Origin of the sequence: uncultured Winogradskyella sp., assembly GCF_937958655.1 — a bacterium.
Lineage (GTDB): Bacteria > Bacteroidota > Bacteroidia > Flavobacteriales > Flavobacteriaceae > Winogradskyella.
Map to the genome: position 1 here is coordinate 1 of NZ_CALGNH010000035.1, position 16,238 is coordinate 16,238.

Genomic DNA, 16,238 nt, shown 5'->3' on the forward strand with positions numbered 1-16,238 from the left:
GTTTGCTCAAATGGGCCTAAGTTTAGTACTAAATTATCAAAACCTGCCTGACTAAAATCTGGAATCAATGTAGCGTCTAATGTAAAATTATCTGTTATACCATATTTAACGTCCATACCTAGTCTAAGGGTAGTTTCAGTAGTACCATCAAAATTATCTAAAATACCTGTTGTAAAAGGATAAAAAATCAGTCTTGTAGGTGGTTTAAGACCACTTAGACCGTGTAACTCACCATGGTAAAGTCCAAAATTCCCTTTTGTAGGATCTACAGGATTCCATGTGTATTGTGATCTATCGCGTCTAAATAAACGACTAAATTGAATACCCCAAACTGGGTTTTCTTCTTCAGCAAAACGCAGCGTACGATAAGGGATTTCCATTTCTAAGCTCCAACCATCATCATTTATTTTAACGGCACTTTTCCAAACAGCATTCCAACTAAAATCTTCACCTATGCTAGGATTAGCAATAGCGTCGGCTTGTTGGCCAGAACTAAATACAAAAAAGTTAGTATCGTTTTGTGCGTCATTATTAGGATTAAATATTACAGAAAAAAAATCGGTCTGTCCAAAGTTGTCCCTATTTACCAGTTGCTTCATTATTAATGAGGGATCGTCATAGAGGTAAGCAGCAACATATATGGCTTTATCATCATAAGTTACTTTAACTTCGGTGCGTCTTTTTTTAGGGAGTGTGTTACCAATATTTGGTCTAAATTCTATAAAGTCTGTAGCGATTTCTGCAGTATCCCAAGCTTTGTCATTTAATACACCATCTATCTTAGGTGCTGTTTGAGCACGACTAATATTTAAGGATTTTTTATCTATTGAAACAATACTAGATTCTTCTTGGGCTGCTACAATAGAAACCAAACCGATACATATACTAAGTAAAATTGAACGCAAGCTCATCTATAACTGCAATAGTTTAAATAGTGTTAAAGTTATACTTTATGGGTGTCGTTTTTCTTTAATGCTGCAAAGCTAATTGGTCTAATACAGTAATGCTCTTAAGTAAACGTTAAAAAGCCTTAAGAGAAATTAATCATTTTTTTCTCGCAGATTGTTTTGATTAATTTGGAACATTTATTGTTATCTTATAAAGTGATAATTAATTATAGCAGCTATCATAAAGTTGCTATGCCTATAAAAAATATTTAATGAACAGCTATAAAAAATTGGCTTTAAGCCTACTATTTGATGCCTTAGGTTATGTATCCTTTATTTTTCCTCCGTTTGATTTTATTTGGGCACCGCTTTCGGCATTTCTTATGACAAAACTCTATAAAGGGAATAAGGGTAGAGTAGCGGCAGTCATAACTTTTATCGAAGAGGCATTGCCTATATTAGATGTAGTACCCACATTTACGTTAATGTGGTTGTATACTTTTGTTTTTACCAAACAAAAATCACAAAAAAAGGCTAAGGTCTAATGTGTATTTACGTGTATTGCAAAGCTTTTTATTTTAAATTAGAAACGAAAAGAGGATGTCTGAAAGGTCAATAAAACAATAGGCTGTCACATTGAGCGTAGTCGAAATGCTTAGATAAGCAAGATTTAGATTTCTCGACTACGCTCTAAATGACAGAAAAAATTTCTTTTTAGAAACTATATAAGTAGTCTATTTATAGTATAGATACACCTGTAAATGTAATATTAAAATCTTCTGAACCACCTGTTGCAGAACCAAACGGGTTAGAATCATTTACTGAGTCAGGCTCGTGTACTAAGATAATTTGTAAGTTTCCTGTGCTTGCATCTCCAGCAACCCAAGTAGTATTAACACCTAATTTAGTACCATCTGGTCCGTCAACATCACCTGCATCTCTAGTTAAACTTAGGTTTAAATCATTAACGCCATAAACAAAAAAGTGCTCATCGGCTTCTGGGATAATGTCATCGTTTAGTACATCGTCAGCTGGTGTTTCAGAGGCATTTGTAATAGCAAGTGATAATGCATACGTTGCGCCTGCTGTAAAATTACCTGATACATTTTCAGTTGTCATACCTTCTTCTAAACCATCTGGCGCTACACTTGTCATAGTAACCACATCTGCTGGTGTCGCTATATTAGAGAATGTTAAGGTTAAATTAGTAATTAACTCCTCTTCATTTACTGGTTCTGGATTTTCATCATCATCTGAACATGATGTAAAAGAAGCGACAAAGGCTAAGCTTAAAAAAGCATTGATAAAAAATTTACTTGTTTTCATAAAATTTGGTTTTAAATAATTGATTTTCATTATTTTAGTTTAAATTGATTTATGTGTTAATAATTAAGTTGTAACTGTAAGGTGAAATTTCGTCCTAAATCATCAGCAAAAAAGCGTAAACGATTTAAGTAATTACGATAAGTTGTATCAAACAAGTTATTTACGCCTAGACCAATATTTAATCTTGTTTTTTGGCTTAAGCTAAACGTGGCTTCAGTATAAAAGTGAACCAAATGAAAAGCAGGTGGTGGTGTACTTATATCAATCAAAACCATCTCCTCGGTTAATTGATCCTCGACTTCAAAATTAAAATCTGGGAAGTCGTTTTGTTCAAACACCCATTCAGATTTTAAGGCTGCCGAAAAATTGTACCAATTAGCATTTGTATATTTAATCTGATTGAAGGTACTAAATGGCGGAATATCGATAAGTGCTAAGTCGGTTTCTAAATCGTAGCCTTTTGTTAAGGAGCTTTTGTTTAAATAGTGTAACTTATCATTAATTTCATAAGTTACTGTAAGATCAATACCGTAAAGCTCTGCATCGGTTTGTTGATACGCCCAAACAGGAAATGGTCCTCTCCCTGTTAGTGTAAAGGCAAAAGGACGTAGATAGATAAAGTTGTTTATTCTATTGTAAAATATTTCGGATACTATATTTAATCGTTTTGAATTTAATTTGTGCGATAAAGACACCCTATTAGATACTTCTTTATTAAAACGAAGGTCTCCTAATTCTATTCGTGCGGCAGAATGATGAAGCCCATCACTAAATAACTCCGACGGATTGGGCGGTCTGCTAGCTAAACTATAATTGAACAAGATTGAATTAGTTTTGTCTAACTCAAAATTTAAACCTGCCGTAGCGGAAAAATTATGGTAATTAAAAATAGGGTTTGTTAAGAGCTGGGTAGGGAATTCTTCAATAACGATATCGGCAAAGTCTACATCATAACCACGTTCTTCCCACCGAGAGGTACGATAAAACTTTTTGGCATCTATACGGCTATAATCATATCTAATACCAGCATCAATTAAGAGTTTATCATTTACGTTCCATTCAGTAACTATATAAGTACCAAATTCATATTTATCGTAATCTGGTATAAGTCGTCTTACGCCAGTGTCTGGATTGGCAAAATTATTCTGATAACGGCCTAAAACTCCAAAATTAATCTTTCTATCAAGATTAGCATCTAAGTCAACATCAGCCAATATAGAATGTGTTTGTAAAGTTAGGTCTATGGCAGGAATATTGCGTCGGTCACCAATTCTAACATCAAACTCTAATCGTTTATTGTACTGATAGTCGTATTGTACGGCTACTTTGCCAAAACCTCGAAAACGTTTATAATAATTGGCCTTGGCTAAATGATGTGTTATGTCTTGCTTTGGTGCATTAATAGTATAGCTAAAGTCTCTTATTAATAAAGGCTGACCAGAATTTATGGCACGTGCAATATCAAAAACACTTCCTATATGAGAGGCACCTAAAATACCTATTTCATTATTAAGATAACTATAGTGTAATTCAAAACCAGATTCAAAGTTTCTTTTACCAACACGGGCTGCAAAGCCTTTAGAATCTAAACCGGTATTTGTTAGATTATAATCAGGTGCTTTAAAATCACCATTTCTTTTATAAGAGCCTTGAGCCTGGGCAAACCAACCAGTGTTGTAATTTTTATTTAATGAGGTTGAAATGTTATAACCACGACCATTAGTTTGACCACCTAAAATGGTTTTGCCATATAAGGTATCTCTATTAATAATTCTAGAAGGGTTTAAAACAATAACTCCTCCAACAGCATCGCCACCATAAGCTAAGGCTCCAGAACCTTTTATGACTGAAATTTGACCAGCATTATTAATATCAATACTAGGAGCATGTTCAATACCCCATTCTTGATCTTGTTGGCGCACTCCGTTATTCATAATTAGAATTCTACTACTGTGTAGACCGTTTATCATTGGTTTTACAATAGTATTACCTGTATTTAGAGATGACACGCCAGAAACTTCCTTAAGTGCATCTCCTAACGACAAGCTGCTATAACGCTCTAAAACATTAGATTTTAAGATCGTTTCTTGCGCGGTTTTTGTTTCCGTTTTACTAGTTCCTTTTATTGAAATTTGATCGAGTTCCTCAATATGATGTTCAATACTTATAGATTTAAAGGTATCTCCCGCAACCTCCAATGTAACTTGTTTGGTCTTGCAGGCTACATGAGAAATTTCTAATTCATAAACGCTATTACATAGATTTTTGAATGTAAACTCTCCTTGATTATCTGATATGGTAATCCTATTTGTACCTATAATTCTTATCGTGGCATTTTCTAAGGCTGAATTATCATGAAAATCTATGATATTTCCTTTTAAAACGTTATCACATTGTTGTGTGTATCCAGAATAACTTGTAAGTATAAATAGGATAAAAAAGATATTTTTCATGTATTGTTAATATCTTGATTATTATTTATTTATAACTTCTATAACGTATTAAATGCGGTAAGGAGGTGCTTTGTTACGGTTGTTCGTTAAAGCAATTATACCGTGATTGGGTGATACAAGAATATCATTATCACGATAGGTGTTTAAAACTGTAAGATTGTTTTGAAAATTAGGTAAGGATGAAAAGTGGTAATCTAACCCATTAAGACTTAATGCTATATGACATATCTCGCAAGAATCTTTATTGTTATTTCTTTCTTCGTTGTGCTCATCTTCAATAAAACACTGATTATCTATATCTTGGTGTGCATAGATATGAAGGTTTAGCACATTACTTGTAAGTAATATTGCTAAGAAAAAAATAGCTCCTATTTTAATAAAAATATTTTTCATGCAATGTTGCGCAAACCTAATTATTAATGTAAACCTTTGGTGTTAATAAAATCCTAATTTACGGTTTAAAAAAGCCAAATCGTCTCAACATTTTCTTCTCAAACTCCCAGAAAAATGAAAACTGACCAAATAACCAACCAAAGGTAACTAAAAGTATTTGATAAAAGATAAGTCCTGTGATTAAAAATAAAAACCAGTATACAGCAATATTAAGGTTATCTTTTGTTATACCAATAAGCTTCATAATGGGTCTACCGACAACTAAAGATGAAGAGCCTGTTATTGCAAAAACTATAAAAACACGTATCATTTCCCATTTATAGTTTAACACCCATTTTTTTTCGAGTTTTTTAAATAGAAAAAGTATAAATTTTAAAAGCGGCAAAAAGAGCACAACAGCTACTAATACGCGTATGTATATATTGGATTGACCAAATAATACATTAGCTAATCTAAAGCAAGAGTAGGCTAGCCCAACAAGACCTAAAATGGGAAATATCAGCTGCCAATTTTGCTGTATTTCCCAATGTTCTTTAAATTTTTTCATAACACCTTAAAGTGTTACAAATTTAAGTTAAATTCTAGGAATAAATCCAGTGAGTTGTTGTTTATATTTTAGTTGAAAATAAATGAAGTAATTATAAAGTTTATAATTAACCTCATAACCATAATCTGTTCTTGGATCGTAGTCAATCCTTAATTCATATAAATTAGGATCATAGGTAAAAGGCTGAAGGTTCCTCTGATTCCAAGCCTGAACTAGCAGATCATTTCTATTCTCTAACCAGTTTTGCGTATAATAGCCTCTTGGGCGTGCTGTACTTAAAAGCCATCCGTTAAAACCTGGTTCAATAATAATAATTTCGTAATCGGTTTCGTCGCTACTGATCGTAACCGTGTCATTTGCAACTAATGGATTATCTGATCCATTATTAATAACTTGTTTTGTGTTATAGGATTTACAACTTGCTATAAGAATTAGGAGAATAGCAATAGGCAGTACAGATGTTTTCATAATAATAAAGATATTAAATTAATTTGTTTTTTTGTGTTACAACGAACTCAACAAAGCAAACGCTATAGATCATAAAAAAATAATAGAATTACGTGAGCGCTAATAATTATTTAGTATATACTACTTATGAATGAGTCTAAAACTATCGTATAAAAAAAACAGCTCATTATTGAGCTGCTTTAATTTAATATAAATTGTGAACTGATTATTTACCAAAAAGACCACCTAGTAAGCCACCAAGACCGCCTTTTTTCTTAGCTCCACCAAGTACCATACCTGCAACATCATCAATAACACTTCCGTCTCCGTCGGCATCTAATATTTTCTCCAAGAAACTCTGCTCATTTTGTGTTTTGCTTCCACCTAAAAGTCCTCCAAGCAAGCCAGATAAATCTCCTTGAGAACTTACGTTATTTTGACGTGTTTGCTTTCCTAAAACTCCCATTAAAATTGGAGCTGCTACTTTTAGTATATCTCCTACAGAGCCGCTATCTAGTCCTGCTTTTTGTCCAATAACTTGTTGTACTCCTTGTTGTCTTTGTCCAAGTACGTGTCCTAATATTTTAGATCCATCTACTTTAACGTCTTCATCAACACCACCTCCAAATAGACCTCCAAGGTTATCTAAGATACTACCATCGTGTTTATTACTTAGTGCTCCTAATAAACCCTGAGCACCTTCTGGTGTAGAGGCATTGCGTTCCATTGCTTTCATAAGCACTGGCAGCGCCATTGTTAATACACTGCTTGTTTTACTTTTGTCGTTTCCTGTAGAGCCAGAAACACCATTTATAATAGTTTTTCCTAGGTCACTGTTTAATAAATCTAAAATTCCAGACATGTTTTAATTTAATTAGTTAATAATGTTATCAAGGTACAAAAAAAGTCCTAACTATAAAGTAGGACTCTTATTTTAAATTTTGGTCACATTTACCCTAAAATACTTTTAATTTGGTCTGCAAGCTCTAAACCAATTCTATCTTGGGCTTCGTTAGTTGCTGCACCAGTATGCGGTGTAAGTGATAGTGCAGGATTCATTAATAACTGAATTTCTGGTTGTGGCTCTTTTTCAAAAACATCTAGTGCAGCTCTAGCTACCTTGCCGCTTTCAATGGCTTTTACTAATGCAATTTCGTTAATAACACCGCCTCTAGCTGCATTGGCTAAAATGACACCATCTTTCATCTGATTAAATTCTTTTTCATCAATCACATAGTCTTTTTGTGCTGGTACATGTAGCGTTAAAAAGTCTGCTTGTTTTAAAACGTCTTCTTTAGAGATGGTTTCAATTTCAAAGTTCATTTTTTGACCATCAAAAAAGTCTAATTCAAGATTTGCTTTTTCCATAAAAGGATCAAAAGCAACTACTTTCATTCCAGCGCCTATAGCAACTTTGGCCGTAGCCTGGCCAATACGTCCAAACCCTAATACACCTAGAGTTTTACCCTTAAGTTCGGTGCCTTTGGCATAGGCTTTTTTAAGATTTTTGAATTTTGAATCGCCTTCTAAGGGCATCTCTCTATTAGAGTTATGCAAGAAACGAGCAAGACCATAGAAATGCGCAAAAACGAGTTCTGCAACAGAGTGAGAGGAGGCAGCAGGTGTATTAATAACGTGCAGTCCTTTTTCTTTAGCATAATCTACATCTATATTATCCATACCAACACCACCACGTCCAATAATTTTAAGACTAGGGCAATTGTCTATTAGATCTTTTCTAACTTTAGTAGCACTTCTTACTAAGAGTACAGTGATTTCATTTTCATTGATATAATTTTGAAGTTGCTCTTGCGCCACATTAGTTGTTATAACCTCGTAACCTGCAGCTTCGAGTGCTGTTACACCACTTTGAGAAACACCATCATTTGCTAATACTTTCATTGAAAATTTATTTTTCATTTCCGCTTAAGCGGAAATATTTTTATTATTTATTTTATCCTTGCGAGGATGCATGACGTGGCAATCTTTTAAATAGATTTCTTCACTTCGTTCGGAATGACGATTAATATTTTTTATGCCTTACTCTCTAAGTCACTCATTACCTCTACTAACACCTTTACACTATCTAGTGATAAGGCGTTATACATTGATGCTCTATAACCACCAACACTTCTATGACCATTTAGTCCATTGATGCCAGCTTCTTTCCACATAGCATCAAAAGTTTCCTTTAGATTTTCGTTTTCTAATGTAAATGTAGCATTCATATTAGAACGATCTTCTTTAACAGCATACCCTTTAAACAATGGATTTAAATCAATCTCAGAGTAGATTAATCTCGCTTTCTTTTCATTTTCTTCCTCAATAGCTTTAATACCGCCTAAATCTTTTAACCATTGCATGGTTAACATGGATACATAAACAGCAAATACAGGAGGTGTATTAAACATACTTCCTTTACCTATATGTACTTTATAATCCATCATTGATGGTATTTTACGAGATACTTTACCTAAAATGTCTTCTTTTACAACCACTAAAGTTGTACCAGCAGGACCCATATTTTTTTGTGCACCAGCATAAATTAAATCAAACTTAGAAAAATCTAATTGACGCGAAAAGATATCGCTACTCATGTCACATACCATTGGTATCGGTGAATTTGGGAAACGCTTCATTTGAGTACCAAATATGGTATTGTTAGATGTACAATGAAAATAATCGTAATCTTCAGGTATTTCATATCCTTTTGGGATATAATTAAAGTTAGCACTTTTAGAAGACCCTACTTCGTAAATATCATCATAGATTTTAGCTTCTTTAATGGCTTTATCACTCCAAGTACCTGTATTAAGATAACCCGCTCTTTTTTCTAAAAGATTTAATGCTACCATTAAAAATTGCGAACTAGCACCACCTTGCAGAAATAATGCTTTATAACCTTTACCTTCTAAACCTAACAACTCCAAAGCTAATGCTCTGGCATGTTCCATTACGTCTACAAATGGTTTGCTTCTGTGCGAAATTTCTATAAGAGATAAGCCTTCATCAAAGTCTATAAGTGCTTTAGAAGCTTTCTCCATAACGGATTTAGGTAATACACAAGGGCCTGCGCTAAAATTATGTTTTTTCATGAAATTTATAATTTCTTTTCCGAGGCATCGGAAATCTTTTTTTTTAAATAATTATATTACAAAGGTCTTAATTTATTACCTATAAAGTATTATTAAATTAATAATTTTTAGGCTATATTTTTAACAAGAATTCAACAGTATCTACATTGTCTGCATAATCCCAAAGCTCTGGTTTTTGTGTTTGACCAAATGGAATTTCTTCTGAAATTAGACCATCAGCAACTATACACTGCATTTTATGGGTGTCTTGCCTAAGTTTTTCTAGTAATTGTTCTTTAGATTCATAGGTTTCATAGAAAACTGTTGCAATTGGTGAGGAGTAACTGTCATCTTCTTTTACCATTAAAAAACCATTGTCTAGCAACTCAAACTCACTCATAAGGTATACCGCCTTATTATAGTCATAATTGTTAGCATATTTCGCCTCATTAATAATAGGGTGCCAATTATAAACCGCATTAAAAAAAGTATCAAAGTTATAGTCTTTAGGGACAAATAGTTTAGAGACATTTCTACACCCTAAGCCATAGTATCTAAAAATATCATTAGAAAGTGCCTCTAGTTGTTCTTTAGTCTCATGGTTAGTGAGCACAGCTACAGAATTTCGATTTTTTCTTATAATAGAGGGTTTGTTTTTAAAATAATATTCAAAATAACGTGCTGTGTTATCGCTTCCAGTTGCAATGACGGCATCAAAATTTGATAATTTTTGGTCTGTAAAACTAATGCGGCCTTTAAAGTTAGGTTCTACAACTTCTAAATACTTGGCTAGATAGGGTAGAAGATGTTTATCATTGGAGGACTGCTTTGCAATAACATTATGCCCAGACATAAGAACTGATAAAAAATCATGAAAACCAACTAAAGGAATATTACCCGCCATAATGATGGCTATAGTTTTTGGGTGTAGTGCATTAAAGGTATATACTTTAGTCCATTGGCTTAGATTAGTAGTAGTAAGTGCATTTGCCCAAGACTCAAAACTAAATGTAATATTAGCGTCTGTAAACCAGCCGTTGTGCTCTTTGGCTAGCTTTATTTGATGTTTAAAACCATCATAAAACAAGTCATTTGCTTCAACTCCGTCTTTTTTTTGAGTATTATTAGTACTAAATTGACTTAAAAAAGCACCGAGTTTTGAGAAAGCGTTAATTCTTTGTTGTAAATCCATATTGTGTTTGGTAAAACAATGTTTTGGCTCTATTTTTGCAACCACAAATTTATACAATTAAAAGAAGAATTACTATGGCAATTATTATCACAGACGAATGTATTAATTGTGGTGCTTGCGAGCCAGAATGTCCAAATACAGCGATTTATGAAGGTGCAGATGATTGGCGTTATGCTGACGGTACAAGCTTAAAAGGTAAGGTTGTGTTACCAAGCGGAAAAGAAGTAGATGCAGACGAAACGCAAGAACCTATAAGTGATGAAGTTTACTACATAGCGCCAGATAAGTGTACAGAGTGTATGGGTTTCCATGAGGAGCCACAATGTGCTGCAGTTTGCCCTGTAGATTGTTGTGTGCCAGATGAGGATGTTGTTGAAACTGAAGAAGAGTTACTGGGAAAGCAACGTTTTATGCATCCTGAAGGTTAAGAATTAAAACAGTCTTATAAAAAATTAAAAATCCTGAACTAAAGTAAGTTCAGGATTTTTTTATGCTCTATTTTTTTTAGAACCTATTTAATTGCAATCATGCTTATTTCTACATTAACAAACTTAGGCAGGTTTGCTACTTCAACAGTTTCTCTTGCTGGTGCAGTTGATTCATCAAAATACTGGCCGTAGATTTCATTTATCTGACCAAAGTTATTCATATCACTAATAAAAATAGATGTTTTTATAACATCGTTAAAGGTCATTTGGGCAGCCTCTAAAACTGCTTTTATATTCTCCATTACTTGTTTGGTTTCTGTTTTAATATCGTCTAAAACAAGTTCCATAGTAGTAGGGTCTAATGCAATTTGCCCAGAGGTGTAAAGTGTGTTGCCTACTAATATAGCTTGGTTGTAAGGGCCAATTGGTGCAGGTGCTTTGGAGGTGTTTATTATTTTTTTTGACATAATATTTTGTGTTATATGATTAGTTGCCAAGTTGTCTGTCTGGTTGGCGTCGTTGGTCGTATTTTAAATCTTTAAGTAAATTAGATTTTATACCAATAAAGAAATTCCAAGAACTTCGGTTACTAAAAGGAACCCAAGTAAAATTCATACGCCAGCTTAGAAGATCTCTTTCAAAACGTAATTGGGTGAAGGTAAATCCATTATTAAGAAAATCATAACCAGAGGACGCACCAATACTCCATTTAGGAGAAAGCTCTACATCGCCAGAAAACATTAAGGAGTGCGAAGAGATTTGATCTTGTCGTCTTGTGTTGTTATAATTTGCAGCATAAGCAAGCCTTAAGTTCCAAGGCATTTTGTAATTATAGAGATCGTCTTCTTCGTCCTTCTTTTTTGATTTATTGTCTTTGTTAGTAAGCCGTTGGTCTGCAAAGTCTTGTGATTTTCCAAATAAATCGTCAGTTCTACTGTTAGAGGTTGCTGCTTTGCGCTGCTGCTCTTCATCCTTGTCGTCATCTTTTCCGTTTCTTGAAAAACTCTTATTGTTTAAGGAATAACTAATATTTAAGTTAGCAGAAGTAAGCCTAAATAAACTCCCTCCGTTGTTTATATTAAAGGTATCTATAAGATTATTATTGCTGTCTAAGGCATACGGATTTAGGGTCATGCCAAAATTGATATTCATTTTTTTATTTAGAATCTGAGTACCGCCAGAAACACGCACAGGGCTAATATTTAAAGAATCTGCTGCTAAATTGTAAGACGTAGATACGTTAAGGTTATTTAGTAAAAATATTTTCTCAGGGTCTGTTTTTGTAGAATCTCTAGATCTTACTTTAGCTTCAAAATTATTACCAATGGACAAACCGATGTTACTAGAGAAGTTGTTACCAGGTGCGCCAAATAAGGAATTTTCAAAGCGAGTGAATTCAACTTGATCTATGGTAGTGCCGTCAGCATCAATAACATCATAAGTTTCATAAAACTCATCAAAAGCAGGTGTTATGGTGTAACTTAAGGAAGGCCTCATAACATGCCTAATGGCTTTCAGTTTATGGTTTTTACCTTTTTTATCAAAATTAAACATACCGTATAATGTTGTACCAATACTAGTACTAAAATTGTAGGTTAAAAATCGGTCAAAACCATTAACATCTATTGGTGTTGACGTTTCTCCTTCAAAAATATTAGTGCGTCTGGTGGTTTTTAGTGTCCACGTTTCTTCAAAATTAGCACTTGTACTGGCGCTAAAATATTTAAATAATTTAAAGTTGGTAGTTACCGGAATGCTGTGTCGCATACCTGTAACTGCGTCATCAAACATTTCACTCCGGCCAAATAAGGAATCTGTAGTGCTTATTCTGTATTCCCCTCTTGTATTGACCTGAAAGTTAATATTTTGTATAGCTCCTTTCTTTGTGCCAGATTTTGGAGCAAATGGAAATACTCTACTCATAGAGGCTTGTAGCGTTGGTAGTGTAAGATTAATGGCTTCGGTATTGGTGTTTTGACTATGAGTTGCTGTTAAATTTAAATTTACCTGTGGCTCACCTTGAAACGTTTTAGAATACGAAACAGAAGAGGCTAGGGTGTTATTTAAAAAACTGGCTTGATTGATTTGGTTTATAGATTGCTGAAAGAACTGACTACTACCAAGGTTTACAGAAGCCGAAAATCTCGAATTAGGATTAGCCTTGGTATCTTGGCTATGCGACCATCTAATGTTATATACTGTACTTTGTCTAAAATCTGGAAAACCACGTTCGCTATTAAGTAAATTTTCATATCTAAATCCTACATTACCTCTATACTTATAACGTACAGCATAATTACTCTCTAGCCTAACACCATAACTACCATTAGTGTAATAATCGCCTAAGACGGCTAAATCAAAATAATCACTGATAGCAAAATAATAGCCTCCGTTTTGTAAAAAGTAACCTCTATCGTTTCCTGTATCTTCTCCAAACGACGGAAAAATAATACCCGAAGTTTGGGTCTTAGACATAGGGAAATAAGCAAAAGGTATGGCTATTGGTGTGGGCACGTCGTATATATACATTTGGCTCATACCAGTTACTATCTTTTTATTAGGGACGATTTTTGCCCTATTCATTAAGATATAATATTCCGGATCATCAAGATTTTCAGCAGTTGTAAACTTTCCTCTAGAAATAAAATAAACAGAATCATTCTCTCGTTTTGTGCGTTCGGCAAGTACGGTACCTCCACTTTGCTCTGTGGCAGAATTAAAAATAAGTGCTTTACGTGTGTTTGTATTAAAAACAATAGAGTCTGGTTCTATAATATTAGCGCCTTGAGTAAAAACTGGCTTTTGAGAATACCCAGTAGAATCTTTTAATCGTCCTGCGTAAACTAGATTTTTGCTATAATCTATAACAATAACACCAGCCGTAATAAGCATATCCTCATAATCTACACTAGCTTCGTTATAGAGTCGTATTTGCTGTTTTCGTTGATTAATAGCAACATAATCTTTGGCTTTGTAAGTAACAATGGCTTTTAAAAAAGGATCTTTTTTTATAGAATCTTGCTTTGTGGAATCTTGTAATTTTGAATTTATAGGCGTTTTTAAAAGCGAATCTACAGCCACAACTGCTGTGTCTTTTTTTTGCTCTGCAGGTATTTTAGTCTTAGTATTAGGTAGTTCTTGTGCATTACCAAAAGTGTTGATAAGCACTGTAAAACTCAGCATAAAAAGTATGTGGAGACTATTTGTACGCAATCCTTTTAGATGTATTTTTGTAAAAGTATGGCTCGGTTTTTGAAACGCCAAAAGTACATATATTTTTTTGTGATTGATTTTTTAAAATCATAAAGTTAAAAATTACTGTTTTGCTAACAATAACTCGTAATAATTAGAGATTAAAAACCGTTAGATTAAATATGAAAACGACGCTAAAATACATAATAGTATTACGCACGGTCATTTTTATCACTTCTTTAACATTGAGCGCGGATTTGCATGCGCAACAAGATAAATTTGTGGTGGTTTTAGATGCTGGCCATGGCGGTGGTGATCATGGTAATCTAGGTAATGGTTACAAAGAAAAAAATATAGCGCTTAATGTAACATTAGAGGTAGGTAAAGCCCTAGAAAAGCATAAGGATATAAAGGTTATATACACGCGTAAAACAGATGTGTTTGTAGAATTATACGAACGTGCCAACATAGCTAATAAAGCCGATGCTGATCTTTTTGTATCTATCCATTGTAATGCACATAGCTCACAAGCCTATGGCACAGAAACCTTTGTGCTAGGTGAAAAAAATACGGGAAGAAACTTTGAAGTTGCAAAACATGAAAACGAAGTAATTTTTCTTGAAGATAATTATCAAGAAAACTACCAAGGCTTTAATCCAAGCTCGCCAGAATCAACAATTGCCATAGGTATAGAGCAGGAAGTGTATGTAGAGCAAAGTATTGTGTTAGCGCGGAAAATAGAAGATAATTTTATTAATCAGGCCAAACGTAAAAGCAGAGGGTTAAAGCAAGCCAGTTTATTAGTTATACGTAATACGTACATGCCTAGTGTTTTAGTGGAGGTCGGTTTTTTAACCAATAAAAAGGAAGGGGCTTATCTTAATACCAAAAAAGGACAATCTAAAATGGCAACCTCTATACGCGATGCTATTTTAGATTATAAAAAAGAAATTGATTTAAATGTAGGCAGTGGTTTATTAGGAATTGACCCTGAACTTACAGAGGCCTTAGAGGATGTGCCATTAACGTACGATGGTGTTTTGTTTAAGGTGCAGATTGCAGCGAGTTCTAAAAATTTAGAACCCCAATCCTATAACTTTAAAGGGCTTAGAGGCATAAGTAAAGAAAAAGTAGGATCGCTTTACAAATATTATTATGGTAACACCTCGGATCTTGCAGAAGCAAGACAACTTCAACAACAAGCTAAAGAAAAAGGGTATACAACTTGTTTTGTTGTAGGTTATAAAGACGGGAAGCGAATTGATATTTCTAAGCTGTAAAATCCACGCTTAATTAGAAACATTATTAATATATTTATACCTAATTTTGTTTTAAACCAAAGTACAGCCCATTGAAAATTTCTAGAGAAGTTAAAGTAGCAATCTTAGTCTTATCTGGTATTGCGCTATTTATATACTTATTTTCATTTTTAAAAGGTGAAGATCTATTCACTAACACAGAAACGTATTACACAGAATTTAATTACAATGCCTTAAGTACCGCATCACCAGTAACGGTTCGTGGTAATAGAATAGGTAAAATAGAAGATATAAGTTACGATTTTGAATCTGGTAAAACCAAAGTAGCATTTTCTGTAAATCCAAAACTTAAGTTTTCAAAAAACAGTGTTATAAGACTCTACCAAACCGGACTCATGGGGGGTAATGCCTTAGCAATAATAGATGCTGAAGATGGCGAATTTGCAAAAGCAGGAGACTTTATTCAGTCAGAGGTTAAGGCAGGTTTAGTGTCTTCCTTAGAAAGTGATTTGCCTAAAGTTACATCTGGTCTTAGTGGTACGTTAGACTCGGCAGATACTTTAGTAAATAGCTTAAATGCTCTGGTATTAGACAATTCAGACAATGGCTTAAAACATGCTATAGCAGAACTAAATACTACAATACGATCATTTAAAGATTTATCACTGACCTTACAAAATTTAATTACATCTAACGATGATAAGATTGCTTTGGTACTAGAAAATTTTAATGAAACGAGCAAAAATCTTACTGAACTCACGGCTGAATTAAAAGCCGCAGGCTTGGCTAAAACCATCCAAGATTTAGATAAGACTATTGTTAATATGCAAAGTTTATTGGCAAGTTTAGATCGTGGAGAAGGTACCATGGGAAAGTTGCTTAAAGACGACGCTTTATATAATAATTTAGAAGGTGCATCCAAGGAATTAGAGCTGTTGCTGCTTGACATAAAACTACATCCTGCACGCTACCGACGTATTTTATCTAAAAAAGAAATTCCTTACCAAGCACCAACTGAAGATCAAAAAAACTAGACTGTT

At 33.8% G+C, this 16,238-nt stretch carries 16 protein-coding genes; 4 read left to right on the plus strand and 12 right to left on the minus strand.

Going from position 1 to position 16,238, the window contains the following annotated elements; all coding sequences use genetic code 11:
* The coding region (locus Q0800_RS07875) for a DUF5916 domain-containing protein (protein WP_299128775.1) at positions 1-911 on the minus strand (911 nt) is incomplete at its 3' end.
* Positions 912-1,159: 248 nt separating this feature from the next.
* Between Q0800_RS07875 and Q0800_RS07880 the strand changes: the two genes are divergently transcribed.
* Positions 1,160-1,432 carry a hypothetical protein gene (locus Q0800_RS07880; RefSeq protein ID WP_299128776.1) on the plus strand — a complete coding sequence of 91 codons (273 nt, stop codon included), beginning with the start codon at positions 1,160-1,162 and terminating at the stop codon, positions 1,430-1,432.
* Between the two features lie 193 nt (positions 1,433-1,625).
* Here the strand turns inward: Q0800_RS07880 and Q0800_RS07885 are convergent, their stop codons facing one another.
* From Q0800_RS07885 to Q0800_RS07925, 9 genes are all read right to left on the minus strand, one after another.
* Positions 1,626-2,213 (minus strand): type 1 periplasmic binding fold superfamily protein, encoded by a 588-nt coding sequence (locus Q0800_RS07885; protein ID WP_299128777.1) that lies wholly within the window; start codon positions 2,211-2,213, stop codon positions 1,626-1,628.
* Positions 2,214-2,269: 56 nt separating this feature from the next.
* The gene (locus tag Q0800_RS07890) at positions 2,270-4,666 is read right to left on the minus strand and encodes a TonB-dependent receptor (RefSeq protein ID WP_299128778.1); all 2,397 of its coding nucleotides are present in this window, start codon (positions 4,664-4,666) and stop codon (positions 2,270-2,272) included.
* A gap of 48 nt (positions 4,667-4,714) precedes the next feature.
* A complete protein-coding gene (locus tag Q0800_RS07895; RefSeq protein ID WP_299128779.1) occupies positions 4,715-5,059 on the minus strand; it encodes a hypothetical protein in 345 nt (114 codons plus the stop codon).
* Between the two features lie 58 nt (positions 5,060-5,117).
* A complete protein-coding gene (locus Q0800_RS07900) occupies positions 5,118-5,606 on the minus strand; it encodes a DUF6787 family protein (RefSeq protein ID WP_299128780.1) in 489 nt (162 codons plus the stop codon).
* A gap of 27 nt (positions 5,607-5,633) precedes the next feature.
* Positions 5,634-6,074, minus strand: coding sequence for a DUF6146 family protein (locus Q0800_RS07905; protein WP_299128781.1), 441 nt, complete (start codon positions 6,072-6,074; stop codon positions 5,634-5,636).
* A 205-nt stretch (positions 6,075-6,279) separates the two neighbouring features.
* Positions 6,280-6,915: a DUF937 domain-containing protein gene (locus Q0800_RS07910; RefSeq protein WP_299128782.1), complete on the minus strand. Its 636-nt coding sequence runs from the start codon at positions 6,913-6,915 to the stop codon at positions 6,280-6,282.
* Positions 6,916-7,004: 89 nt separating this feature from the next.
* Complete coding sequence (locus Q0800_RS07915; RefSeq protein WP_299128783.1) at positions 7,005-7,955, minus strand: D-2-hydroxyacid dehydrogenase; 951 nt, start codon at positions 7,953-7,955, stop codon at positions 7,005-7,007.
* Between the two features lie 131 nt (positions 7,956-8,086).
* Complete coding sequence (gene serC / locus Q0800_RS07920) at positions 8,087-9,148, minus strand: 3-phosphoserine/phosphohydroxythreonine transaminase (protein WP_299128784.1); 1,062 nt, start codon at positions 9,146-9,148, stop codon at positions 8,087-8,089.
* 112 nt (positions 9,149-9,260) lie between these two features.
* Positions 9,261-10,319 (minus strand): acyl-CoA reductase, encoded by a 1,059-nt coding sequence (locus tag Q0800_RS07925; RefSeq protein ID WP_299128785.1) that lies wholly within the window; start codon positions 10,317-10,319, stop codon positions 9,261-9,263.
* 74 nt (positions 10,320-10,393) lie between these two features.
* On the opposite strand from Q0800_RS07925, the gene Q0800_RS07930 reads away from it, so the two are divergent.
* Positions 10,394-10,747: a 4Fe-4S dicluster domain-containing protein gene (locus Q0800_RS07930; protein WP_186845598.1), complete on the plus strand. Its 354-nt coding sequence runs from the start codon at positions 10,394-10,396 to the stop codon at positions 10,745-10,747.
* Between the two features lie 83 nt (positions 10,748-10,830).
* On the opposite strand, the gene Q0800_RS07935 is transcribed toward Q0800_RS07930, so the two are convergent.
* Positions 10,831-11,214: a RidA family protein gene (locus Q0800_RS07935; RefSeq protein ID WP_299128786.1), complete on the minus strand. Its 384-nt coding sequence runs from the start codon at positions 11,212-11,214 to the stop codon at positions 10,831-10,833.
* 19 nt (positions 11,215-11,233) lie between these two features.
* Entirely contained in the window at positions 11,234-14,011 is a 2,778-nt protein-coding gene (locus Q0800_RS07940) for a putative LPS assembly protein LptD (protein ID WP_299128787.1), read from the minus strand.
* A 110-nt stretch (positions 14,012-14,121) separates the two neighbouring features.
* On the opposite strand from Q0800_RS07940, the gene Q0800_RS07945 reads away from it, so the two are divergent.
* Together Q0800_RS07945 and Q0800_RS07950 are read left to right on the plus strand one after the other, a co-directional pair.
* Positions 14,122-15,219, plus strand: coding sequence for an N-acetylmuramoyl-L-alanine amidase (locus Q0800_RS07945; RefSeq protein ID WP_299128788.1), 1,098 nt, complete (start codon positions 14,122-14,124; stop codon positions 15,217-15,219).
* Between the two features lie 71 nt (positions 15,220-15,290).
* Positions 15,291-16,232 (plus strand): MlaD family protein, encoded by a 942-nt coding sequence (locus Q0800_RS07950; protein WP_299128789.1) that lies wholly within the window; start codon positions 15,291-15,293, stop codon positions 16,230-16,232.
* Positions 16,233-16,238: the final 6 nt, after the last annotated feature.